Source organism: Vogesella sp. EB (assembly GCF_001037925.1).
Taxonomy (GTDB): domain Bacteria; phylum Pseudomonadota; class Gammaproteobacteria; order Burkholderiales; family Chromobacteriaceae; genus Vogesella; species Vogesella indigofera.
The window spans coordinates 49,554-72,440 of the sequence record NZ_LFDT01000013.1 but is presented as its reverse complement, the minus strand read 5'-3'; the positions used below and the strand labels follow the sequence as shown (position 1 = coordinate 72,440).

At 65.4% G+C, this 22,887-nt stretch carries 21 protein-coding genes; 18 read left to right on the top strand and 3 right to left on the bottom strand.

All coding sequences use genetic code 11. The features are described 5' to 3' along the window. The first annotated feature begins 267 nt into the window (after positions 1 to 267). The 3 genes from ACG97_RS09605 (at position 268) to ACG97_RS09595 (ending at position 2,567) form a co-directional block, all read left to right on the top strand. Complete coding sequence (locus ACG97_RS09605; protein WP_047967136.1) at positions 268 to 918, top strand: fumarylacetoacetate hydrolase family protein; 651 nt, start codon at positions 268 to 270, stop codon at positions 916 to 918. Beyond that, positions 915 to 1,328 carry an RNA-binding S4 domain-containing protein gene (locus ACG97_RS09600; RefSeq protein WP_047967135.1) on the top strand — a complete coding sequence of 138 codons (414 nt, stop codon included), beginning with the start codon at positions 915 to 917 and terminating at the stop codon, positions 1,326 to 1,328. The genes ACG97_RS09605 and ACG97_RS09600 overlap by 4 nt, the downstream gene beginning before the upstream one ends. A 78-nt stretch (positions 1,329 to 1,406) precedes the next feature. Further along, entirely contained in the window at positions 1,407 to 2,567 is a 1,161-nt protein-coding gene (locus tag ACG97_RS09595) for an MFS transporter (protein WP_047967134.1), read from the top strand. Positions 2,568 to 2,599: 32 nt separating this feature from the next. Here ACG97_RS09595 and ACG97_RS09590 read toward each other — a convergent pair whose 3' ends face one another. Continuing rightward, a complete protein-coding gene (locus ACG97_RS09590; RefSeq protein ID WP_082133712.1) occupies positions 2,600 to 3,385 on the bottom strand; it encodes a helix-turn-helix transcriptional regulator in 786 nt (261 codons plus the stop codon). Positions 3,386 to 3,596: 211 nt separating this feature from the next. Here ACG97_RS09590 and leuC point away from each other — a divergent pair, with 211 nt between their 5' ends. The 14 genes from leuC (at position 3,597) to accD (ending at position 18,870) form a co-directional block, all read left to right on the top strand. Next, positions 3,597 to 5,003, top strand: coding sequence for a 3-isopropylmalate dehydratase large subunit (gene leuC, locus ACG97_RS09585; RefSeq protein WP_047967133.1), 1,407 nt, complete (start codon positions 3,597 to 3,599; stop codon positions 5,001 to 5,003). Positions 5,004 to 5,028: 25 nt separating this feature from the next. Next, the gene (locus tag ACG97_RS17265) at positions 5,029 to 5,151 is read left to right on the top strand and encodes an entericidin A/B family lipoprotein (protein WP_082133711.1); all 123 of its coding nucleotides are present in this window, start codon (positions 5,029 to 5,031) and stop codon (positions 5,149 to 5,151) included. Continuing rightward, positions 5,148 to 5,786 carry a 3-isopropylmalate dehydratase small subunit gene (gene leuD / locus ACG97_RS09580; RefSeq protein ID WP_047967132.1) on the top strand — a complete coding sequence of 213 codons (639 nt, stop codon included), beginning with the start codon at positions 5,148 to 5,150 and terminating at the stop codon, positions 5,784 to 5,786. The genes ACG97_RS17265 and leuD overlap by 4 nt, the downstream gene beginning before the upstream one ends. Before the next feature lie 64 nt (positions 5,787 to 5,850). Beyond that, a complete protein-coding gene (gene leuB / locus ACG97_RS09575) occupies positions 5,851 to 6,915 on the top strand; it encodes a 3-isopropylmalate dehydrogenase (protein WP_047967131.1) in 1,065 nt (354 codons plus the stop codon). Positions 6,916 to 7,071: 156 nt separating this feature from the next. Beyond that, the gene (asd, locus tag ACG97_RS09570) at positions 7,072 to 8,178 is read left to right on the top strand and encodes an aspartate-semialdehyde dehydrogenase (protein WP_202902735.1); all 1,107 of its coding nucleotides are present in this window, start codon (positions 7,072 to 7,074) and stop codon (positions 8,176 to 8,178) included. A 67-nt stretch (positions 8,179 to 8,245) separates the two neighbouring features. After that, entirely contained in the window at positions 8,246 to 9,262 is a 1,017-nt protein-coding gene (locus tag ACG97_RS09565) for an aspartate-semialdehyde dehydrogenase (RefSeq protein WP_047967129.1), read from the top strand. 195 nt (positions 9,263 to 9,457) lie between these two features. Beyond that, positions 9,458 to 11,587, top strand: a complete 2,130-nt coding sequence (locus ACG97_RS09560) for a FimV/HubP family polar landmark protein (protein WP_162199004.1) — start codon at positions 9,458 to 9,460, stop codon at positions 11,585 to 11,587. A 21-nt stretch (positions 11,588 to 11,608) separates the two neighbouring features. Then, positions 11,609 to 13,750, top strand: a complete 2,142-nt coding sequence (locus tag ACG97_RS09555) for a FimV family protein (protein ID WP_047967127.1) — start codon at positions 11,609 to 11,611, stop codon at positions 13,748 to 13,750. Positions 13,751 to 13,752: 2 nt separating this feature from the next. Beyond that, positions 13,753 to 14,364 carry a hypothetical protein gene (locus ACG97_RS09550; protein WP_053068122.1) on the top strand — a complete coding sequence of 204 codons (612 nt, stop codon included), beginning with the start codon at positions 13,753 to 13,755 and terminating at the stop codon, positions 14,362 to 14,364. Then, on the top strand, positions 14,361 to 15,149 hold the full coding sequence (gene truA, locus ACG97_RS09545) for a tRNA pseudouridine(38-40) synthase TruA (RefSeq protein WP_047967126.1): 789 nt from the start codon (positions 14,361 to 14,363) through the stop codon (positions 15,147 to 15,149). The genes ACG97_RS09550 and truA overlap by 4 nt, the downstream gene beginning before the upstream one ends. 1 nt (position 15,150) lies before the next feature. Next, positions 15,151 to 15,774 carry a phosphoribosylanthranilate isomerase gene (locus tag ACG97_RS09540; protein WP_047967125.1) on the top strand — a complete coding sequence of 208 codons (624 nt, stop codon included), beginning with the start codon at positions 15,151 to 15,153 and terminating at the stop codon, positions 15,772 to 15,774. Between the two features lie 52 nt (positions 15,775 to 15,826). Continuing rightward, the gene (trpB, locus tag ACG97_RS09535) at positions 15,827 to 17,026 is read left to right on the top strand and encodes a tryptophan synthase subunit beta (protein WP_047967124.1); all 1,200 of its coding nucleotides are present in this window, start codon (positions 15,827 to 15,829) and stop codon (positions 17,024 to 17,026) included. A gap of 94 nt (positions 17,027 to 17,120) precedes the next feature. Then, complete coding sequence (trpA, locus tag ACG97_RS09530) at positions 17,121 to 17,915, top strand: tryptophan synthase subunit alpha (protein WP_047967123.1); 795 nt, start codon at positions 17,121 to 17,123, stop codon at positions 17,913 to 17,915. A 79-nt stretch (positions 17,916 to 17,994) separates the two neighbouring features. Further along, the gene (accD, locus tag ACG97_RS09525; protein WP_047967122.1) at positions 17,995 to 18,870 is read left to right on the top strand and encodes an acetyl-CoA carboxylase, carboxyltransferase subunit beta; all 876 of its coding nucleotides are present in this window, start codon (positions 17,995 to 17,997) and stop codon (positions 18,868 to 18,870) included. An 82-nt stretch (positions 18,871 to 18,952) separates the two neighbouring features. Here accD and serA read toward each other — a convergent pair whose 3' ends face one another. After that, positions 18,953 to 20,182, bottom strand: coding sequence for a phosphoglycerate dehydrogenase (gene serA / locus ACG97_RS09520; protein ID WP_047967121.1), 1,230 nt, complete (start codon positions 20,180 to 20,182; stop codon positions 18,953 to 18,955). A 79-nt stretch (positions 20,183 to 20,261) separates the two neighbouring features. Between serA and ACG97_RS09515 the strand changes: the two genes are divergently transcribed. Then, positions 20,262 to 21,650: an FAD-binding oxidoreductase gene (locus ACG97_RS09515; RefSeq protein ID WP_047967120.1), complete on the top strand. Its 1,389-nt coding sequence runs from the start codon at positions 20,262 to 20,264 to the stop codon at positions 21,648 to 21,650. Between the two features lie 117 nt (positions 21,651 to 21,767). Here ACG97_RS09515 and astE read toward each other — a convergent pair whose 3' ends face one another. Beyond that, positions 21,768 to 22,781: a succinylglutamate desuccinylase gene (astE, locus tag ACG97_RS09510; RefSeq protein ID WP_047967119.1), complete on the bottom strand. Its 1,014-nt coding sequence runs from the start codon at positions 22,779 to 22,781 to the stop codon at positions 21,768 to 21,770. Positions 22,782 to 22,887 lie beyond the last annotated feature (106 nt).

The following is a 22,887-nucleotide window of genomic DNA, read 5'->3' as shown; positions in this document are numbered from 1 at the left end:
CAGCGGCAAGGGCAGCCGTCTGGGCGGGTGGTGCGGATGATGGCAGCAGTATAACTTGTCTCATGCTTTTGGTATGTTGCGATGCATCAATCGCTGGCCCAAGGCGAGCTGGCGAGGTTGGCCGCAGTGGCGGCAAGGTTGCCCTGTGGCGACAGGAAAATCATACTGCAACCGTGGCTGTGCTTTGCCTGTCGCTGGCCCGTTCTGCATGGCGGCATTACCGCTGCCGGCAGGCCACCCATACCCATTTCAGAAAAGGAAACATTCATGCACGTGCAGCTGTCGGGGACCGCGCAGCGGGTGAATACGGTGTTCTGCATCGGGCGCAATTACGCCGCCCATGCCGCCGAGCTTGGCAATGCGGTGGAAAGCGAACCGGTGGTGTTCCTGAAGCCGAACGCGGCGCTGCTGCACGAGGGCAGCCCCATCGTGCTGCCGGACTACTCGCAGGAGGTGCACTACGAGTGCGAGCTGGTGCTGCTGATCGGCAAGGACGCCGACCACGTCGACGAAGCCGACGCGCTGTCCTGCATCGCCGGCTACGGCCTCGGCCTGGACCTGACCGCGCGCGACGTGCAGTCGGAGGTGAAGGCCAAGGGACTGCCGTGGACCAAGGCCAAGGGCTTTCGCGGCGCCGCCTGTGTGTCGGATTTCGTTGCGGCCAACCTGGTTGCCGATCCGGCGCGGCTGCAGTTCAGCCTCCACATCAACGGCGAGTTGCGCCAGCACGGCGATAGCGCGCTGATGCAGTTCCCGGTGGCAACCATCGTCAGCTACCTGTCGCGCATCTACGGCCTGCGTGCCGGTGATCTGGTGTTTACCGGTACGCCGGAAGGGGTGGGTCGGTTGCAGGGCGGTGATCGGCTGCAGCTGGAACTGCCGGGGCTGCTGCAGGCGGCGTGGCAGGTGGCGCCATGAGCAAGGCAAGGTTGGCCGCAGGTGCGGATGACGACAAGGTGCGGCTGGACAAGTGGCTGTGGGCGGCGCGCTTTTACAAGACGCGGCAGCTGGCGCACGAGGCGCTGGAGCTGGGGCGGGTGCTGGTCGGCGGCGAGCGGGTCAAGGGCTCGCGGGTGGCGAAGGAGGGCGACCAGCTGCTGATCCGCATCGAGCGGCTGGAGTACAAGGTCACCATCTTGGCCTTGGCGACGCAGCGACGGCCGGCCAGGGAGGCGCAGCTGCTGTACAGCGAGAGCGCAGAGTCGGTGACCGCGCGCGAACACCAGATCGCGCTGCAAAAGGCCGAACACGCCAGCTACCCGCACGGCGACGGCCGGCCGACGAAAAAGGCGCGCCGCGACATCTCCCGTTTCAAGGACAGCTGGTGAGCGATAGGCGGGGGCCGGCAATGGCGCTATCATGCCGCCCCGCGCCTGTTTTTGCCCTTGCCTGAAAGAAAATCCGCCATGCCCGCCGTTGCCGACCTGCGTCCTTTCGCCGCGTTCTACTTCAGCTATTTCGCCTTCCAGGGGCTGTTCGGCCCGTTCTGGGGGCTGTACCTCGAATCGCTGTCGTTCAGCACTGTGCAGATCTCGGTGCTGATGGCGCTGTCGACGCTGGCACGCATCGTGGCGCCGGGGCTGTGGGGCTGGCTGGCCGACAGGCGTGGCCGGCGGCGCAGTATCATCCTGTCGACCTCGCTGCTGTCGGCGCTGGCGTTTGCCTTTGTCGGGCTGGACAACGGCTTCTGGTGGGTGTTCGTCAGCCTGGCGGTGTCGCACTTCTTCTGGGCGGCGGCGCTGCCACTGGTGGAGGCCAGCACCGCGCACCTGACGCGCGCCACACCGGGGCGCTACAGCCGGGTGCGGGTGTGGGGCTCGATCGGTTTTGTCACGCTGTCGCTGGTCGGTGGTGCCTTGCTGGAGCTGCTCGGGCTGGCCAACCTGCCGTGGGCGGTACTGACGCTGCTGCTGCTGATCGCGCTGGCGGCCTGGTTCGTGCCGGAGGTGCACGCCGCGCCGCGCAGTACATCGCGACAGTCGATTGCCGGCACCCTGCGGCGGCCGCAGGTGCTGGCGCTGTTTGCCTGCTGCTTCCTGCTCGCCTTCGGCATGGGGCCGTACTACACCTTCTATTCGATCGGCCTGCAGCAGGCTGGCTACGGCAAGAGTGCCATCGGCTGGCTGTGGTCGGTGGGGGTGATCTGCGAGATCGGCGTCTTCCTGCTGATGCCGCGGCTGATGGCGCGCTTCACGCTGGAGCAGCTGATGCTGGCATCCTTGCTGGTGACCGCGCTGCGCTTCGTGCTGATTGCGCTGCTGCTGGCGCAGCCGGCGGTGGCGGTGTTCGCGCAGACGCTGCACGCCTTCACCTTCGGCGTGCACCACGCGGCGGCGGTGGGGCTGATCCACCGCTACTTTGCCGAGCAGCACCAGGCGCGCGGCCAGGGGCTGTACGTGATTGCCTCCTTCGGCATCGGCGGCAGCGCCGGCGGCCTGCTCGGCGGCGTGCTGTGGCCGTATGGCGGGGTGACGCTGACCTTTGCCGTGTCCGCGGTGGTGACCTTCATCGGCGTGCTGGTGAGCTGGCGCTGGCTGCGCACGCCGTCTGCAATGGCGCATGGCTGAGCAAGGTTGGCCGCAGTCGCCGTGCGGCGTGCTTACGCCGACAGCAGCATCACCAGCTTCAGTCCCGGCGCGTTGGCCAGCCGCAGCGTCAGCTGCTGGTAACTGACCCGTCCCAGCTGTGCGTGGTTGAACGCGCGCTCGCCGCCTTCGCGGCCCTGAACGTCCTGCTGCCGCCACAGGCTGTCGAAGTCGCCGCTCTGCCGGCGCAGGCCGTCGAGCAGGGCGCCGACTTCGCCGTCATCACGACGGGCGCTGATCTCGGCGCGGAATTCCGCCACCATGCGGCGCGCCCGCGTCGGCCAGTCGTCGACTAGCTGCGGCGCCAGCGGGTGCAGGAACATGAAGTGCAGCAGGTTGTGGCGCGGCTCCGGCTGGTCCAGCCAGCCGCGGAACAGGGTAGCGGCCTGCGCGTTCCATGCCGGCACGAACCATAGCCCGTCCAGCACATAGGCCGGGCCGTCGATTTTTCCGACCGCCAGCGCCAGTGCCTGCTGTGCCTCCGGATCGCTGGCGAGGTGGGCGTCGTCCGGGTTCTTCTGCCCGGCGAGGTTGAACAGGTAGTCGCGTTCGGCGCGGCTCAGCAACAGCGCGTCGGCCAGCCGTGCCAGCGTGGCGGCCGATACCGACTGGGTGCGACCCTGCTCGATCCAGGTCAGCCAGGTGGGGCTGATGCCGCACAGCGCGGCGACTTCCTCGCGGCGCAGGCCCTTGGCGCGGCGGCGGCTGCCGGCGGGCAGGCCGGCCTGCTGCGGAGAGACGCGCTCGCGGTGGCTGCGGATGAATTCGCCCAGCGGGCTGGTGTTGCGCTCGTCGTTCATGGTGCGATCGGCTTATCTTGGTAGTGTCACTACTAGTATAAATGCTTATCTTGTACTAGGAACCGGCTTGGTCAATGATAGGGCCACTATTCACGGTCGGCGGCCTGTCCAAGGTTGGCCGCAACGGCTTGTTCCGCCCCCGGCGGACGTGACAGAATGACCGGATCCACTGCCGGAATGTTGTCGGCAAACTCATCGGGAAAACAGAACCATGACCGCACAGACCCTCTACGACAAGCTGTGGAGCAGCCACGTGGTGCACGAAGAAGCAGACGGCACCGTATTGCTCTATATTGACCGTCACCTGGTCCACGAAGTGACCAGCCCGCAAGCCTTCGAAGGCCTGAAGCTGGCCAATCGTCCGCTGTGGCGCGTCGATTCGGTGGTGTCGACCGCCGACCACAATACGCCGACCGACCACTGGGACGAGGGCATCAAGGACCCGATCTCGCGCCAGCAGGTGGAAACGCTGGACGCCAATATCAAGGCCTTCGGCGCGCTGGCCTACTTCCCGTTCAAGGACAAGGGCCAGGGCATCGTGCACGTGATGGGGCCGGAGCAGGGCGCCACCCTGCCTGGCATGACCGTGGTCTGTGGTGACAGCCATACCTCCACCCACGGTGCTTTCGGCGCACTGGCACACGGCATCGGCACCTCTGAGGTCGAGCACGTGATGGCGACCCAGACGCTGGTGGCGAAGAAATCCAAGAACATGCTGGTGCGTGTCGACGGCAAGCTGCCGGCCGGCATTACCGGCAAGGACGTGGCGCTGGCGATCATCGGCAAGATCGGCACCGCCGGCGGCACCGGCTACGCCATCGAGTTCGGCGGCGAAGCGATCCGCGAGCTGTCGATGGAAGGCCGCATGAGCCTGTGCAATATGGCGATCGAAGCCGGTGCCCGCTCCGGCCTGGTGGCGGTGGACCAGAAAACCATCGACTACGTGAAGGGTCGTCCGTTCGCGCCGAAGGCCGAGCAGTGGGACGCCGCCGTGGCGTACTGGAACACCTTGCACAGCGACGACGGCGCGCAGTTTGACGAAGTGGTGGTGCTCGATGCCGCCGCCATCCAGCCGCAGGTGACCTGGGGCACCTCGCCGGAAATGGTAACCGACATCAACGGCCGCGTGCCGGACCCGGCGCAGGAAAGCGATCCGGTGAAGAAGGGCTCCATGGAGCGCGCGCTGGCCTATATGGGCCTGCAGGCCAATACCCCGATCAACGAGATTCCGGTGGACATCGTGTTCATCGGCTCCTGTACCAACAGCCGTATCGAAGACCTGCGCGAAGCCGCCGCGGTGGCCAAGGGCCGCAGCAAGGCGGCCAACGTCAAGCAGGTGTTGGTGGTGCCGGGCTCTGGTCTGGTCAAGGCGCAGGCCGAGGCCGAGGGGCTGGACAAGGTATTTGTCGCCGCCGGTTTCGAATGGCGCGAGCCGGGCTGCTCGATGTGTCTGGCGATGAACGCCGACCGCCTGCAGCCGGGCGAACGTTGCGCGTCCACCTCCAACCGCAACTTCGAAGGCCGTCAGGGCCAGGGCGGCCGTACCCACCTGGTCAGCCCGGCGATGGCCGCGGCCGCCGCGGTGGCCGGCCACTTCGTCGACATTCGCGCGCTGTAAGCGGGCCAGAGCTAGGAGAACAGACATGACAATGCGACTTCTGACTGCGCTGGCCTTGCTGGCGGCAGTCACCGGATGCAATACCGTGGCCGGTGTCGGCCAGGATCTCAGAAACGCAGGTTCCGCCATCGAAAGGGCAGCACAATGAAGGCATTTACCACCCTTGACGGCCTCGTGTGCCCGCTGGACCGCGCCAACGTCGATACCGACGCCATCATTCCCAAGCAATTCCTGAAGTCGATCAAGCGTTCCGGCTTCGGTCCCAACCTGTTCGACGAATGGCGCTACCTCGATCACGGCGAGCCGGGCATGGACAACAGCCAGCGGCCGCTGAACCCGGACTTCGTGCTCAACTTCCCACGCTACGCCGGTGCGCAAGTACTGCTGGCGCGGGAGAACTTCGGTTGCGGCTCTTCGCGTGAGCACGCGCCGTGGGCACTGGAAGACCAGGGCTTCCGCGTGGTGATTGCGCCGTCGTTTGCCGACATCTTCTTCAACAACTGCTACAAGAACGGCCTGTTGCCCATCGTGCAGCCGGCGGAAGTGGTCGACCAGCTGTTCCGCGAGTGCGAAGCGGCCGAAGGCTATACGCTGCAGGTGGATCTGCCGACGCAGACCATCACCACGCCGTCCGGCAAGGTGTTTGCCTTCGACATCACCGAGCATCGCAAGCATTGCCTGCTCGGCGGTCTGGACGAGATCGGCCTGACGTTGAAGCACGAAGCCGAGATCAAGGCTTTTGAAAGCAAGCACCGCGCGGCGCAGCCGTGGCTGTTTGCCTGAACCCACTATCCAAGGTTGGCCGCAATGCGGCCAACCTTGTCCTCCACGCTACGGGATAAAGATCATGAAAATTGCAGTCTTGCCAGGTGACGGCATCGGTCCGGAAATCATTGCCCAGGCGCAGCGCGTGCTGGAAGTGTTGCGCAGCGACGGCCTGCCGATCGAGATGGAGCAGGCGCCGCTGGGTGGCGCCGCCTACGACGAGTTCGGCCATCCCTACCCGTCGTTCACGCAGAACCTGTGTCGCGATGCCGACGCGGTGCTGCTCGGCGCCGTCGGCGGTCCGCAGTACGACAACCTGGAGCGCGCGCTGCGTCCGGAACGTGGCCTGCTGGCGATCCGCAAGGATCTCAACCTGTTCGCCAACCTGCGTCCGGCGATCCTGTACCCGGAGCTGGCCAACGCGTCGACGCTGAAGCCGGAAGTGGTGTCCGGCCTCGACATCATGATCGTGCGCGAACTGACCGGTGACATCTACTTCGGCCAGCCGCGCGGCATCGCCGTCAACGAGCTGGGCGAGCGCGAGGCGTACAACACCATGCGCTACAGCGAGGGCGAAATCCGCCGCATCGCCCACGTCGCCTTCGGCATCGCGATGAAGCGCGGCAAGAAGCTGTGCTCGGTGGACAAGGCCAACGTGCTGGAGACCACCGAGTTCTGGAAAGAAATCATGATCGACGTGGCGCGCGAGTACCCGCAGGTGGAGTTGTCGCACATGTACGTCGACAACGCCGCGATGCAGCTGGTGCGCAACCCGAAGCAGTTCGACGTGATGGTGACCGGCAACATCTTCGGCGACATCCTGTCCGACGAGGCCTCGATGCTCACCGGCTCCATCGGCATGCTGCCGTCGGCGTCGCTGGACCAGAACAACAAGGGCCTGTACGAGCCTAGCCACGGCTCGGCGCCGGACATCGCTGGCAAGGACCTGGCCAACCCGCTGGCCACCATCCTGTCGGCGGCGATGATGCTGCGCTACACCTTCAACCAGGAAGCCGCCGCCCAGCGCGTGGAAAACGCGGTGAAAACGGTGCTGGCGCAGGGCTATCGCACCGCCGATATCTTCGAGACCGGTTGCGAGAAAGTCAGCTGCTCCGGCATGGGCAATGCGGTGGTTGCGGCCTTGTAATTTGCATCTTTAATGTTGTTTGAATAAAAAACGTCAGCCCCATTGTGCGTGCCGCTGTTGCCCTGCACAATGGGGCTGATCACTACATAAAGCCGGTCTGTCAAGAGATGGCTGGCGAGACAGTTTCAAACACCCAAGACATTCAGGAGAATTATCGTGCGAGTAGGTTTTGTTGGCTGGCGCGGCATGGTCGGTTCCGTGCTGATGCAGCGCATGCTGGAAGAGAATGATTTTGCCGTTATCGACGAACCGGTGTTTTTCACGACCTCCAATGTCGGTGGTACCGCCCCCAACGTTGGCCGCGACGTACCGCCGCTGAAAGACGCGCGCAATATCGACGAGCTGAAGGCGATGGACGCCATCGTCACCTGCCAGGGCGGTGACTACACCACCGAGGTGTACGCCAAGCTGCGCGCCGCCGGCTGGAACGGCTACTGGATCGACGCCGCCTCCACGCTGCGCATGGAAGACAACGCCATCATCGTGCTCGACCCGGTCAACAACAACGTGATCGAAGCCGGCCTCGCCAATGGCGTCAAGGATTTCATCGGCGGCAACTGCACCAACTCCATCATGCTGATGGGTATGGGCGGGCTGTTCCGCGAAGGCTTGGTAGAGTGGGTGTCCTCGATGACCTACCAGGCGGCCTCCGGCGGCGGTGCCAACCACATGCGCGAACTGCTGAAGGGCATGGGCGTGGTGCACGCCGCGGTGGCCGACGAGCTGGCCACGCCATCGTCCGCCATCCTCGACATCGACCGCAAGGTTGCCGCCACCATCCGTGAAGACGTACCGACCGAGTTCTTCGGCGCGCCACTCGCCGGCGGCCTGATCCCGTGGATCGACAAGCAGCTCGACAACGGCCAGTCCAAGGAAGAGTGGAAGGGCCAGGCCGAGGTCAACAAGATCCTCGGCAATACGGAGATCATCCCGGTCGACGGCCTGTGCGTGCGCATCGGCGCCATGCGCTGCCATAGCCTGGCGCTGACCGTGAAGCTGAAAAAAGACCTGCCGCTGGAAGAGATCGAGGCCATCATCAAGTCCGGCAACGACTGGGTGAAGTGGGTGCCGAACGACCGCGACATCACCGTCAAGGAATTGACACCAGCCGCCATCACCGGCGGTCTGCAGATCGGCGTCGGTCGCGTGCGCAAGCTGAACATGGGCGGCGAGTACCTGTCGGCCTTCGTGATCGGCGATCAGCTGCTGTGGGGTGCGGCCGAACCGCTGCGCCGTATGTTGCGGATCCTGATTGAACGCTAAAATAGTGCGATACTGTTAGCCAAGGGCGCCAACGGCGCCCTTTTCGTTTTCTAGAACTGGATAAAGAATGTCTGAAACCCTGCGTATTGCTGTTGTTGGTGCCACCTCGCTGGTTGGCGAGGCCGTGCTTGAATTGCTGGCCGAACGTGCATTGCCGATCGGCCGCGTGTTTGCGCTGGATGTGGCGGAAAAGGACGGCGAAACCGTGTCGCTGGGCAATCTCGAGCTGGATGTGGCCACGGTGGATGACTTTGACTTTGCCAATGCCTCGCTGGCGATCTTTGTCGGCGGCAGTGAACTGTCGCGCCGCTTCGTGCCGGAAGCACGCAACGCCGGTTGTGCCGTGATCGACTTCAGTTCGGTATACCGGCTGTCCGAGGACGTGCCGCTGGTGGTGCCCGGCATCAACGACGCCGCGCTGGATGATCTCGGCGAAGGCCTGCTGCTGGCGGTGCCGAACTGTACTGTGACACCGGTCGCCAAGGCGTTGGCCGCACTGCAGGCCAGCGGTCTGGAGCGGGTCACCATCGCCAGCTACCAGTCGGTCTCCGGTACCGGCCGCGCCGCACTGGAAGAGCTGGCCAACCAGACCACCGCGCTGTTTGGCGCCCGTGACATCGAGCTGGAGGTCTACCAGAAGCGCATCTCCTTCAACGTGCTGCCGCTGATCGGCGACGTCGACGAGCAGGGCAGCAGCGAAGAAGAACAGTCGCTGGTCGACGAGCTGCACAAGGTGCTGGCCGAGCCACAGCTGCGGGTCGAAGCCAGCTGCGTGCGGGTGCCGGTCTTCTTCGGTCACGGCTGGGCGGTGACACTGCAGACCCGCGACCCGTTGAATGCGGACAAGGCGCGCGAACTGCTGGCCGCCGGCGGTCTGCAAATCGTTGACGATCCGCGTGGCGAACTGCCATATGTCACACCACTGGAAGCGTCCGGCAACGAGGCGGTCTGGGTCAGCCGCGTGCGGCAGACGGCGGGTGGTACCGTGTCGTTCTGGCTGGCGGCCGACAATGTCCGCGCCGGTGCCGCAGAGCCTTGCGTGGCGCTGGCCGCAGCCCTGATGAAGCGTGGCTATTTTGCCTGAGCCGGAATCTCAAGGTACTATGTCGCTATACTGATTTGGCTATTCGCTTGCAAGATTTATCAGACCGGTTTAAAAATCGGCCGTCACCACGCTTATGCAAATGGTGGATAAATGAGCGGCAACGGCGCTAGAGCAAAACAACACACCGAAAGGTAGCAAAAAAGAATGCTGGCCAAGAAAAAACTGAGCGTATTAATGCTGTCAGTGGCATTTTCTTCTGCAGCCTGGGCGGGTTTGGGGGGGGTCGTCGTCAAGTCCAATCTTGGCGAACCGTTGCGTGCCGAAATCGAGCTGAGCAGCTCGGATGGCGATGTGCAGCGGGTTGGCCTGGCCACCCTGGATACCTTTCGCGAGTTGAAAGTCGATTACGCGCCGCTGCTGAGCAGCTTGCGCTTCACGCTGGCCCAGCGTGCCAACGGCCGGCCGTATATCCGGGTCACGTCGCTGGCGCCGATCAGCGAGCCTTATCTGCGCTTTGTGGTGGAAGCGAAAATGCCGAGCAGCCGTTCGGTGCGCGAATATACCGTGCTGCTGGATCCGGTCGATTATGCGTTGCCGGCCAATCCGGCACCGGCACCGGTTGCGGCCCGTCCGCCGAGCGAGCGGCTGGCACCGGCGCCAAGGCTACCGTCTCCGCCGCGTGCCGCGCGCGAAATCGTCAATCGTGCGCCGCCGGACCGTATCAGCGTGCGCTCGGGGCAGACCCTGCACCAGCTGGCGGCGTCATTGGCGCTGCCCAATGTTTCGCTGCGCCAGGTGATGGCTGCACTGCTGGAGGCCAATCCGCAAGCCTTCGTCGCCGGCAATCCCGACCAGTTGCGTGCCGGTGCCCGCCTGAAGGTGCCGCCACTGTCACAAATCCGTGCCCTCGGGCGTGAGCGCAGCAACAGCCTTCTCGCCGCCGATCGTGCCCCGCAGCTTACTGCGGCAGCACCCGTTGCCGCCGCAGCGGCTGTGGCGCCGGCAGTGGCACCCGCCAAACCGGCTGCCCCTACGGAACAGCTGGTGAAGCTGGAGCCTGTGACCGCTCCCGCCTCGGCGCCAGCGGTTGACGCCTCCGCCGTGGTCTCCGAACAGGCGCTGCAACTGCAGCAGGCGCAACAAAAAATCACCGAACTGGAAAAACGCCTCAATGCGCTGCAGGCGGCGGCGTCGCCGCAACCGGCACCGGCCGCCGAGGAGCGCGGCGAGCCGTTGCTGGACCAGATCATGGCCTATCTGCCGCTGATTGGCGGTGCGCTGGCCGCGGTCTTGCTGGGGTTGGCGGCCATCATCATGCTGCGCCGCCGTCGTGCCGCGGGTTCGGGCCACGCTGGCGTGGCCAGCACCCTGCGCAAGCAGTCGCTGCACCAGCCCAATACCGAGCCGATGACCGCCGGCAATACCTTCCTCACCGACTTCACCCGTAGCGGTACCGGCGGCGCCGAGGCCGGCGATGTCGACCCGATCGCCGAAGCCGAGGTCTACCTCGCCTACGGCCGCGACCAGCAGGCCGAGGAAATCCTGAAAGAAGCACTGGCGAAAGACCCGACCCTGCACGAGGTGCGCGCCAAGCTGCTGGAAATCTACGCGTCACGCCAGGATCGGGTCGCCTTCGAACCGCACGCCAGAGCGCTGCACGACGCGCTGGACGGGCAGGGCACGCTGTGGGACAAGATCGCCAAACTGGGTCGCGGCATCGATCCCGCCAATGCCCTGTATGGCGGTGTTGCCGTCGCCGGCGAGGCGGTGGCCGACAGTGCCTTCACTGCGTCACCTATGGACATCGACCTCGACAACGAACTGATGGGTAGTATACCGGCCGCCGCTGCGGCAGTGGCAGAACCGGTCGCGCCGGCCGTGGATGATGATCCACTGCGTGCGGCCCTGCTCGGCGACGATCCGTTCGCCGTGGATGCGCCACCCAAGGCGCTGGCGCCGGAGCTGGATATCGAAAGCCTGCTGGCCAGCGCCGAGCAGGTGGTGGCGGAACCGGCACCGCCCGAACCGGAGCCGGAGGAGAACAAGCACATGCTGGACTTCGATTTCCAGCTGGACGAGCCGGTGAACACCGCGAGTCCGCTGGAAACGTTGGCCGCAGCCGAGCCGGATGCCAATAGCGTCGATTTCGACTTCGGTCTGGACAGCCTGGGCGCGGAAACGCCGGCAGTCAGCACCGAAGGCATGTCGGTGTCGGACGATCCGCTGTCGACCAAGCTGGATCTGGCACGTGTCTATCTGGACATGGGGGACAAGGATGGCGCGCGCGAAGTGCTGGAAGAGCTGGTGGCCGAGGCTGGCGGTTCGCTGAAGCAGGAAGCCGCCAACCTGCTGTCCTCGCTTTGATGCCAGCGCTGGCCTTCGCCGATGAAAACCAACGCTAGTCACCCACGTTTTGCCCTGCGCCCGGTGCTGGCCGGCCTGCTGACCGCCTGCGCGGTGTTGCCGGCCTGGGCCGGCCTCGGCGCGCTGCGGGTGCTGTCGGTAGCCGACGAGGCGTTTTATGCCGAGGTGGCGGTCGAGCCGGAGGCCGGGCTCAGCGCGCCGACGGCGTCGCTGGCGTCGCTGGAGCGTTATCCGATGCTGGGGCCTTACGCCGAAGCGGTGCGCCAGCTGGCGATCCGCACCAGCGAGGTGTCGCCCGGCCGCTACCTGATTACCTTGTCCGGGCCGGTGCTGCCCCGTGAACAGGGCCTGCATTTTGCCCTTGAGCTGTCATGGCCTTCCGGCCGTGCCATTCGCGAATACCACCTGCCGGCGTCCGGGCAGTGGCCGGTGACGCCCGACAAGAAACCTTCGCCGCACAGTGCCTTGCCGGCGGAAAAACCGAGTTTCATCACTGGTGCTGCCACGCCCGCCTTCGGTGCTGGGCGTTTGCTGTCGGTACGCGGGCTGCCGCTGCGCATGGAAGTCGAGCTGCTGGGCGACTGGCCGGCGGCCGATCACGCCAGCCAGTTCCAGCTGGCGGCGCTGCACGGGCTGGGCGATGCGCAAGCGGTACGCTTTGCGCTGCGCAGCCGTGGCGGGCGTCAGTTCTTGCGGTTGCATCATCCTCAGTTGGTGACCAGCAGCCGCATCGGTTTTGAATTACAGGCCCGGCTGGGCGAGGCCGAGGTGGTGCGCCGTTTCAGTGTTGCCGTGCCGAAGGCCGGCCAGCGCTATCGCAAGCACGTAGCCCCGTCGGCGCAGGCGCTGCCGGTGGACGGCTATCGCGTCAAGGCGGGGGACAGCCTTAATCGGCTGGCGCAGCGCTACGCCCCGGCGGCGCGGCAGTCCTGGATGGCTGCGGTGCTGGCACGCAACCCGCAGGCCTTTGCCGGCGGTGACCGCGACCTGTTGTTTGCCGGTGCCTGGCTGGTGTTCCCGGAACACAAGTCGGCGCCCACTGCCAGCACGCACGACTCGTCGGTGACCGCCCCGGCCAAGGCTGCGGCGACACCTCCGGCTTCAGTCGCGCCGCCGGTCCCGGGCGCCTCTGCGCCGTCAGTCGCAGCGGCGGTGCCGTCCGAGCAGATCGGCCAGCAGTTGAAGGCGGCGCAGCAGCGAATGAAATGGCTGGAAGCGGAAATCAGCCGGCTGGAGGCCAGCCCGGCGCCCGCGGTGGCGGTCAGTGCCGCACCGGCCATGCCGCCGTTGTCGGACAGCGAAGCGGCGTTTCTTGATGGCCGCTTGACGGAATGGGTGCTGACCGGTGTCGGCGGTATTTCCGTGGCCAGCCTGCTGGCGTGGATGCTGCTACGGCGCCGCAAGCAGAAACCGGCGGACAGCGCTGCGGAAACCGGCCAGACACCGGCCGCGACGCCGCCCGTGGTGGCGGTAGCGTCCGCGCTCGTGCCGCCGCCCGCGCCGGCCGAGGAGATCCGGCTCGATACGGTCGACGTACTGGCCGAGGCGGACGTGCTGCTGGCTTATGGCCGCAGCGAGGCGGCCGAGAGTTTGCTGCGCAATGCCCTGCGCGCCGAGCCGGAGCGCGAGGATCTGCGCATCAAATTGCTCGATCTGATCGCCGCGCAGGGCAATCGCGGCGAGTTCGAGGCGGTGGCGCTGGATGTGCTGGCGGTGTTCGGTCCGCTGAGTGGGCTGTGGACGCGGGTGCAGCAGCTGGGCGCCACGCTGGACGCGGACAACCCGCTGTATCGCGCCATCGAACGCCCGATGAGCGAGCCCGTGGTGCTGGCATCCGCGCCGGCCGAGGTCGAGGCGCCCGAGGTGCCGTTGCCGGCGGCCGCTGCGGCGATTGCAGAGCCTCTGCCGCCGTCGGCGCCAGTGGCGCCGGAGCCGGAGTTTCCTGAGTTCGCGGCGCCTGAGCCGGTGGTAGCGCGCCGTGTCACCGACTTCGCCGCCAATGACCGGCAGCCGGTATCGGTGGCCGGTGAGCTGTCGGAGCAGGCGGCGATTGCCGAGCTGGCGCAGCTGTATCGCGAGATGGGTGACAGCGAGATGGCCGATACCCTGCTGCGTGATGCCGGGCTGCTGGAAGCGCCCAAAGAAGCGGTGGACGGTTCCTGATCGTGCGCGGCCATCCCGCGCTGGCGCTGGTAGCGTGGTTGCTGCTGGCGCTGGTGCTGCAAACCTGGTCCTGGCCGGCGCTTTCCCTGTTGTTCCTGTTCTGCCTCCCCCTGTTATGGCGCCAGCTGTGCCTGGCGTTGCGGCGCATGCGCTGGCTGCTGCTGACCCTGCTGCTGGTTACCGCCTGGTCGGTGCCGGGTGATGCGCTGCTCGCCGCCACGTGGTCGCCGTCGCGGCAGGGGCTGACCCTGGCACTGCAGCAGCAGTTGCGGCTGCTGTTGCTGATGGCGAGCCTGCGCTGCGTCTGGCTGCAATTGGGGCAGCAGGGCATGCTGCAGGCGCTGGCGTGGCTGCTGCAGCCGTTGGCGCGGCTCGGCCTGCCGCTGGAGCGCGTGCTGCTGCGGCTGGGGCTGACGCTGTTTTATGCCGAGCACTGGTTGCAGCATCCACCGGCGCTGAGCCTGGCGGCGTGGCGTACGGCGCTGGCGGCGCAACTGACACAAGCCCCGACGGATGAGGTAAAGTTAGGCTTTTCGCCGTGGACCATGCGTGACACGTTGGCCTTGTTGCTGCTGTTGCTGTTGTCCGGCTTACTCGTGAAAGTGGGACAATGAGAGTTGCGTTGGGTGTGGAGTATGACGGCCGTGCGTTTTCCGGCTGGCAGACGCAACCCGGTGGTAACACCGTGCAGGACAAACTGAACCAGGCGCTGTCGCGCATTGCCGGCCATCCGGTGACGACCCTCGCCGCCGGCCGTACCGATGCCGGCGTGCATGCGCTGATGCAGGTAGTGCACTTTGACAGTGATGCCATCCGCCCGCTCAATGCCTGGGTGCGAGGCGTCAATGCCCACCTGCCACCCGAGATCGCCGTGGTGTGGGCGCGGGAAGTCAGTGACGAATTTCATGCGCGCTTTTCCGCGTTTTCCCGCTCTTACCGTTATTTCCTGCTGACGCACCCGGTGCGCCCCGGGCTGACCGCCGGCCGCGTCGGCTGGTACCACCAGCCGCTGGACGTGGCCGCGATGCGCGCGGCGGCGGCGGTACTGCTGGGGCGACACGATTTTTCCAGCTTCCGCGCGGCGGAGTGCCAGGCCAAGTCGCCGCTGAAAGACCTGCAGCAGCTGGACATCAGCGAAGTCGACGGCCTGCTGCGCTTCGACCTCACCGCCGACGCCTTCCTGCACCACATGGTGCGCAATATCGTCGGCGCGCTGCTGTATGTCGGCAGGGGCAAGCTCGATACTGCCGGCATGGCGGCCTTGCTGGCGGCGACGGACCGTACCAAGGCGCCGCCGACCTTCATGCCCGATGGCCTGTACCTGACCGGTGTCGGCTACCCGGCGCAGTTCGAACTGCCGTCGCAGGCCCAGGCCGCGCGCCTGACCCTGTGGAGATAAGATGAGCGTTCGTATCAAAGTCTGTGGCTTTACCCGTGTCGAGGATGCGGTAGCTGCGGCCAACCTTGGCATCGACGCCATCGGCTTGGTGTTCTACGACAAAAGCCCGCGCCACGTCGGCATCGCGCAGGCGCAGGCCATCATCGCCGCGCTGCCGCCGTTCGTGACCGTGGTGGCGCTGTTCGTCAACGCCACGCGCGAGGAAATCGAAGCCGTGCTGGCGCAGTGTGCCATCGACGTGCTGCAGTTCCACGGTGAAGAATCGCCGGCGTTCTGCCGCAGCTTCCACCGTCCGTACCTGAAAGCGGTGCGGGTGCAGCCGGGTACCGATCTGCAAACGTTGGCCGCACAGTACCATGACGCGCGCGGCCTGCTGACCGATGCCTTTGTCGAGGGCGCGCACGGCGGCACCGGCAAGACCTTCGACTGGACGCTGATCCCGGCGCAGCTGCCCTTGCCGCTGATCCTGTCCGGTGGCCTGGACGAGCACAATGTTGCCGATGCCGTGCGTCGCGTACGCCCGGCGGCGGTCGATGTCTCCAGCGGTGTCGAGGCCGGCAAGGGCATCAAGAGCCCGCAGCGGGTGGCGGATTTCGTCGCCGCGGTGCGGGCGGCACAGAATTAACACGGCGCGCCACCGCGTGCCGCTACCATCATCAAACCATCAGGAGCATTCCATGAGCAGTTATGACTTCCCCGATGCACGCGGTCACTTCGGCCCGTACGGCGGTGTCTATGTAGCGGAAACATTGATGGCAGCACTGGACGAGCTGAATGCCGAGTATGCCCGTGCCAAGGCTGATCCGGCGTTCTGGCAGGAATATCACTACGAACTGAAACACTTTGTCGGCCGCCCGAGCCCGATCTACCACGCCAAGCGCTGGTCGGAGCAGCTCGGCGGCGCGCAGATCTACTTCAAGCGCGAAGACCTCAATCACACCGGTGCGCACAAGGTCAACAACACCATCGGCCAGGCGCTGCTGGCGCGGCGCATGGGCAAGAAGCGCGTGATCGCCGAGACCGGCGCCGGCCAGCACGGCGTGGCCTCGGCCACCGTCGCCGCCCGCTACGGCATGGAGTGCGTGGTGTACATGGGCTCGGAAGACGTGAAGCGCCAGGCGCCGAACGTGTTCCGCATGAAGCTGCTCGGCGCCACCGTGGTGCCGGTGGAGTCCGGCTCCAAGACGCTGAAGGATGCGCTCAACGAGGCGATGCGCGACTGGGTGACCAATATCGACAGCACCTTCTACATCCTCGGCACCGCCGCCGGCCCGCATCCGTACCCGATGCTGGTGCGCGACTTCCAGCGCATCATCGGCATCGAGGCCAAGGAGCAGATGCAGGAGATGGTTGGTCGCCAGCCGGACATGGTGGTGGCCTGCGTCGGTGGCGGCTCCAACGCCATCGGCATTTTCCATCCCTATGTCGAGGTGGACGGCGTGCGCCTGGTCGGCGTGGAAGCCGGTGGTGACGGGGTGGCCACCGGCCGCCACGCGGCACCGTTGTCGGCAGGCAAGCCGGGCGTGCTGCACGGCTTCCGCAGCTACCTGATGCAGGACGAGAACGGCCAGATCATCGAGACCCACTCGGTGTCCGCCGGCCTCGACTACCCGGGCGTCGGCCCGGAGCACAGCCTGCTGAAGGACATCGGTCGCGCCGAATACGTGGCCATCAACGACGACGAGGCACTGAAGGCGTTCGAGGACTGCTGCCACCTGGAAGGCATCATCCCGGCGCTGGAATCCAGCCACGCGCTGGCCTATGCTGCCAAGATCGCGCCGACCATGGCCAAGGATCAGATCATTCTGGTCAACCTGTCCGGCCGTGGTGACAAGGACATCAACACTGTCGCCGGTCTGATGGGCCTGACCCTGTAAGGTGGCCAGGGTTGGCCGCACTGCGGCCAACCTTTGCCGCTCCCCGATGATACCGGCCTGACTGATTGTCAGGCCGGCTGCAAGGAAACGCGTGATGAGCCGTATTGCTGAAACCTTTACCCGCCTGCAAGCCGCCGGCGAAAAAGCCCTGATCCCGTTCATCACCGCCGGCGATCCCGATCCCGGCCTGACCGTCAGCCTGATGCACGGTCTGGTGGAGGGTGGTGCCGACGTGATCGAACTGGGCATCCCGTTCTCCGATCCGATGGCCGACGGCCCGGTGATCCAGCGTGCCAGCGAGCGCGCGCTGCTGCACAAGGTCGGCCTGCGCAACGTGCTGGACATGGTGCGCGAATTCCGCCGCAGCAACCAGCAGACCCCGGTGGTGCTGATGGGCTACCTCAACCCGGTACACGTGCTGGGCTACGAGGTGTTTGCGCAGGAAGCCGCCGTCGCCGGTGTCGACGGCGTGCTGACCGTGGACTGCCCGCCGGAAGAAGCGGCCGAGCTGTCGGCAGCGCTGATCGCCGCCAAACTGGATCCGGTATTCCTGATTGCACCGACCACGCCGATGGCGCGGGTCAAGCAAATCGCCGCGCTGGCACGTGGTTATGTCTACTATGTGTCACTTAAAGGCGTGACCGGTGCCGGAAATCTGGACATTGACGACGTAGCGCGTAAAATTGCCGCCCTTAGAGAATTTATTGATGTGCCGATCGGTGTCGGCTTCGGAATCCGCGATGCCGAAACGGCGCGCGCCATCTCCACCGCCGCGGATGCGGTAGTGGTCGGTAGCCGTCTGGTGCAGGAAATCGAAGCGGCGACCCCCGAAACTGCCAAAGAGCAGCTTACCCGTCTGGTGGCATCGCTGAAGGATGCCATCCGTTAGAACAATGCTGGTCACCCGTGCCAGCACCCTGCGGCCAACGTTACCGTTGGCCGCAACGTATTGATTCAAGGAGTCAGCAATGAGCTGGTTGAATAAACTCCTGCCGCCGAAGATCAAGCGCGATCCGCGCACGAGCAAGGCGTCGGCGGTACCGGAAGGTTTGTGGAGCAAGTGCCCCGCTTGTGAGGCGGTGCTGTACCACACTGACCTGCAGGCCAATTTGCAGGTATGTCCCAAGTGTGACCATCACCACTCGCTGAATGCCCGCGAGCGGCTGGACATGCTGCTGGATGCGGAAGGCCGTCGCGAGATCGGCGCCGAGGTCAAGCCGATTGACATCCTGAAGTTCAAGGACAGCAAGAAGTACCCTGACCGTCTGGTTGCCGCGGCGGAAAGCACCGGCGAGGACGACGCGCTGGTAGTGATGCAGGGCAGTATCCACAATATGCCGGCGGTGGTCGCCGCCTTCGAGTTCCGCTTCATCGGCGGCTCGATGGGTTCGGTGGTCGGCGAGCGCTTCGTGCGCGGCGTGCAGGCTGCGGTCGAAGCGCGTGCGCCGTTCATCTGTGTCGCCGCCTCCGGTGGTGCGCGGATGCAGGAAGGCCTCAACTCGCTGATGCAGATGGCGAAGACCTCCGCCGCGCTGCAGCTGCTGTCCGACTACCAGCTGCCGTTCATCTCCATCCTCACCGACCCGACCATGGGCGGCGTGTCCGCCTCGTTCGCCTTCCTCGGCGACGTGGTGATCGGTGAGCCGGGTGCGCTGATCGGCTTTGCCGGCCCGCGCGTGATCGAGCAGACCGTGCGCGAGACACTGCCGGAGGGCTTCCAGCGCTCCGAGTTCCTGATCGAGAAGGGCGCACTGGACATGATCGTCGACCGCCGCGAGCTGAAGCTGCGCGTGGCGACGCTGGTGGCGCTGCTGATGAAGGAAGCGCAGCCGGTCAGCGCCTGACCTTCGCTGCGGCCAAACAAAACGCCACGGCTAGCCGTGGCGTTTTTGCGTTTGCGGCCAACGTTGGCCGCAGCGGGTGGTCCTAGTACAACACGCGGCAGCGCAGGGTGCCGGGAATCTGCTGCAGTGCCTCCAGCGCCGGCTGGCTGGCGGCGCTGTCGGTCTCGATCACCACGTAGCCGATCTCGTCGCTGGTCTGCAGGTACTGTGCGGCGATGTTGATGCCGAGCTTGGAGAAGGCGTCGTTGATACGCGCCAGCACACCGGGCTGGTTCTTGTGGATGTGCAGCAGGCGGCACTTGCCGGGGTGGGCCGGCAGCGAGGCCTCGGGGAAGTTGACCGCGGTCAGCGTCGAGCCGTTGTCGCTGTACTTCACCAGCTTGGCGGCGACTTCACCGCCGATATTGGCCTGCGCCTCCAGCGTGCTGCCGCCGATGTGCGGCGTCAGGATCACGTTGTCGAATTCGCGTAGCGGCGAGAGGAATTCCTCGCCGTTGCCCTCCGGCTCCACCGGGAACACGTCGATGGCGGCACCGGCCAGGTGCTTGCTGGCCAGCGCGGCGGCCAGCGCCTCGATCACCACCACCGTGCCGCGCGACGCGTTGATCAGGTGGCTGCCGGCCTTCATCGCCGCCAGCTCGGCGGCGCCGAACATGTCCTTGGTCTGCGCCGTTTCCGGCACGTGCAGGGTGACCACGTCGGATTCGGCCAGCAGATCGTGCAGCTTGCCGATCTGGCGCGCGTTGCCCAGCGGCAGCTTGTTCTCGATGTCGTAGAACACCACCTTCAGGCCCAGGCTTTCCGCCAGCACGCCGACCTGGGTGCCGATGTGGCCGTAGCCGACGATGCCCAGCGTCTTGCCGCGCACTTCGAAGCTACCTTCTGCCGATTTCAGCCAGCCGCCGCGATGGGCGAGGGCGTTTTTTTCCGGAATGCCGCGCAACAGCATGATGGTCTCGGCGATTACCAGCTCGGCCACCGAGCGGGTGTTGGAGAACGGCGCGTTGAAGACCGGGATGCCGCGGCGGGTGGCGGCGGCGAGGTCGACCTGGTTGGTGCCGATGCAGAAGCAGCCGACGGTGATCAGCTTTTTCGCCGCCTCCAGCACGTCATCGGTGAGCTGGCTGCGCGAACGGATGCCGACGATGTGGGCATCGGCAATGCGCTCCTTCAGCTCGCTATCGGCCAGCGCCTTCTTGTGATACTCGATGTTGTGGTAACCATTGTCACGGAAGGTGTCGAGTGCACTCTGGTGCACACCTTCCAGCAGCAATACCTTGATCTTGTCCTTGGCGAGCGATACGGTTTGCATGATACGAATGGCCCTTTGTTGACTAAATTTATCGGGTATTATGACTCCGATTGCCGTTTTTTGACTAGAGAGAGCGCACATGCTTGCACCGCAACAGCTGGCCGAACTGGGCCGCCTGCTGGCCGCCGACCGCGTGGCCACCGATACCGATACCCTGACGCGCTATGGCCTAGACTGGACGCGCTATTTCACGCCCGATGCCGCCGCGGTGCTGTTCCCGAAAACGGTGGAGGAGGTGGTGGCGCTGGTGCGCTGGGCGCAGCGCGAGCAGTTTGCGCTGGTGCCGTCCGGCGGCCGTACCGGCCTGTCTGGCGGCGCGGTAGCGCGCAACGGCGAGCTGGTGGTGTCGTTCGAGCGCATGAACGCGATCCTGGAGCTGGACAAGGTTGGCCGCACCGTGCGCTGCCAGGCGGGGGTGATCACCAAGACGCTGCAGGAGTTCGCGTTGGCCAACGGCCTGTACTACCCGGTGGATTTTGCCTCCAGCGGCAGCAGCCAGATCGGCGGCAATATCGCCACCAACGCCGGCGGCATCAAGGTCGTGCGCTACGGCATGACCCGCGAATGGGTGGTCGGGCTGAAGGTGGTCACCGGCGAGGGCGAGGTGCTGGAGCTGAACCACGGTCTGGCCAAGAACAATACCGGCTATGACTTCCGCCACCTGTTCATCGGCTCGGAGGGTACGCTCGGCTTCATCGTCGAGGCCACGCTGCGGCTGGCGCGGCCGCCGGCGGAGCTGGCGGTGATGGTGCTGGCGGTGCCGAATCTTGCCGACATCATGAATATTTTCAACGCCTACCGCGACAAGCTGGACCTGACCGCATTCGAGTTCTTCTCCGAGCAGGCGCTGCGCCACGTGCTGGCACGCGGCACGGTGCAGCGGCCGTTTGACGAGGCCGCCGACTACTACGTGCTGCTGGAGTTCGAGAAGATCGCGCCGGACACCGAGACGCAGGCGCTGGCGCTGTTCGAATACTGCGCCGAGCAGGGCTGGCTGGTCGACGGCGTGCTGTCGCAGTCGCAGCAGCAGGCGGCGGAGCTGTGGCGCCTGCGCGAGGACATCAGCGAGTCGATTACCCCGTACAAGCCGTACAAGAACGACATCGCGGTGGTGGTCAGCAAGGTACCGGCTTTTGTCGCGCAGCTGGACGAGATCCTGGCGCGCGAGTACCCGCAGTTCGAGGTGGTATGGTTCGGCCACATCGGCGACGGCAACCTGCACATCAACGTGCTGAAGCCGGAGGCGCTGGCCATCGACGACTTCCGCCGCGCCTGCGAGCAGGTCAACAAGCACGTGTTCGAGCTGGTGCGCGACTTCAACGGCAGCATGTCGGCGGAGCACGGCGTCGGCCTGCTCAAGCATGACTATCTTGACGTAAGCCGCAGTCATGCCGAAATCCGGCTGATGAAAGCGGTGAAATCACTTTTTGACCCGGATGGCATTATGAACCCGGGCAAGCTGGTGTAAGCGGCAGACGATGCCCGAAAAATGCGCGGCGTCAGCAAACTGCTGACGCCGCGCTGTTTTTTTTGGCTTTCAACAGCTTATCCACAGCTTTTTCCCTGTTTTGCTGTGGATAAGCGTCTAATCCAGTTGGCAGGGGCTGATCACGATGCCGGCGCGCAGGCCGATGCCGACCTTGGGGTTGGGGAACAGGATGCGTTCTTCGCCACCGTCGGCGACATAACGGATATCGCCATCTTCGGCAATTGTCATGCCATGCGGAAGGGCGGTGAAGTTCTCCACGCTATCGGCCAGGTGCAGCTTGAACTGCTCGCTGTGCTTCACCAGATCGTACTTGGCGTGGAACACCGCGAAGCGGCTGGCGTCGTAGGCCGGCAGCGGCGGGGTGCTGCCGGAGACCAGGCGTCGCAGCGCGCGGTCGATGCCGGCGAAGCGGGCGAGGTCGTTGTCGCCGAACGGCCGCGCCTTGCCCAGCTCCAGCGTCAGCGCGTCGGCGTGGAAATGGTGGCTGGTGTAGTAGCTGAAGGTGGCTGCCGGCTTGCTGTGCAGCAGCAGGGTGCTGACGTCGGCGCTTTCCAGCCACAGCAGCTGTTCGCGCTTGTGCGGCCGGCCGTCGGTGTACGGGTAGATGGCGAACTTCTCGAACACCGAGCCGCGGATGGCGGTGTGCAGGTCGTAGTGCAGACGCTGCACGCCGGCCGGCGCGGCGCGGAAGAAGTCGGCGGCCAGCTGTTCCAGCTCGGCGGCGCGGCGCGCCTCCTGTGCCTGCGGCTGGCTGATGTGGGTGCCGTTGAACAGCCGGTTCATGTCGTAATCGGTAAAGCGCGCGCCGCTGCGCATCGCCACCGGGTTGCCCAGCATCACCAGCAGCCGGCAGCGCAGCGGCATGGCGCCGGCGAGCAGGTCGTTGACAATGCTGTTGACCACCTCGATCGGGGCGGTCTCGTTGCCGTGGATGCCGGTGGACAGCAGCACGTGGTCCAGCGTGTCGGTGGCGTCCAGCGGCGCCAGCGCCAGCACGCCTTCGGCCAGCCACTGCAGGCTCAGGGTCGCGGTCTGCCAGTGGCGGGGGCCGGCAAAGCGGCCTTCCAGCGTGGCGTGCAGAAAATCACGGGCGGGAGCAAACGGCGTCATGGGGTGTCCTGTGCTTGTGGTGTTGCCCCATTCTAATCAAATGCCAGTCAGCGCCAACGCGGCTGTCACCGCCCTGTCCGAATGTGGCGCAAACCGGACATTCTCC